Source organism: Mesorhizobium sp. M7A.F.Ca.US.006.04.2.1 (assembly GCF_004022915.1).
GTDB classification, from domain to species: domain Bacteria; phylum Pseudomonadota; class Alphaproteobacteria; order Rhizobiales; family Rhizobiaceae; genus Mesorhizobium; species Mesorhizobium ciceri.
The window spans coordinates 1-397 of the sequence record NZ_RZQA01001690.1 but is presented as its reverse complement, the minus strand read 5'-3'; the positions used below and the strand labels follow the sequence as shown (position 1 = coordinate 397).

1 pseudogene is annotated in these 397 nt (G+C 61.5%); it reads right to left on the bottom strand.

The features are described 5' to 3' along the window. A pseudogene (locus tag EN925_RS39430) lies at nucleotides 1–397 on the bottom strand (hypothetical protein); the annotation flags it as partial.

Here is a 397-nt window from a genome sequence, read left to right as displayed (position 1 = left end):
CATCAATGTCGGCTGAGATGCTTTTGCCGAGCTGGCGGCTGAGCTCGGTGACCAAAACCCTCTGACGCTGGGCATAGGAAGCGCCTTGGGCGAACGGCATACCGCTGGCAGCTTCATCGCGGGCCAGCAGTGTCGAATAGACATGGTGAATGCGCTGCGGCAGCGTGTCGGTCGCCTGGCGTTCTATTTTGAGGTTTTTCTCGACATAGGCACATTCCTTCGCCAGTGCCGCTTCGACGTTGCCGGTGAAGACAAGCTTCCAGACGACGGGCGCGATCCAGACCTTGAAATTGGGATCCGTGGCCCGACCGCGCTTGAGGGCCTCCAGTCCCATCTCGACGGCACCCGGCAGCAAAGGCGCAACGACATTGGCATGCCAGCCGACGCCGCCTTCGGG